Source organism: Methylobacterium organophilum (assembly GCF_022179465.1).
Taxonomy (GTDB): Bacteria; Pseudomonadota; Alphaproteobacteria; order Rhizobiales; family Beijerinckiaceae; genus Methylobacterium; species Methylobacterium organophilum.
Genome location: NZ_BPQV01000109.1, coordinates 1 through 207 on the forward strand (window position 1 = coordinate 1; position 207 = coordinate 207).

General features: G+C 56.0%; 1 protein-coding gene. It reads left to right on the top strand.

Translation table 11 applies throughout. The features are described from left to right. Positions 1–207 (top strand): amidohydrolase family protein (locus MFF21_RS23925; RefSeq protein WP_238315073.1); only part of this gene is annotated, 207 nt, incomplete at both ends.

Below are 207 nucleotides of genomic sequence, written 5' to 3' on the forward strand. Positions count from 1 at the left end.
GCAAAATTTGCGTTATGCAGCGGCGATGGGACAGGCTGTGAACGATTGGCAAGCCGATGCGTGGCTCGGACGCGAACCCCGGTTGCGCGGGTCTGTGATTGTACCTTATGAAAATGGTGAATTGGCTGCGGCAGAGATTGACCGCATGGGCGATGATCCGAGATTTGTGCAGGTGCTTCTCATTGTGCGGACAATGGAGCCTCTGGG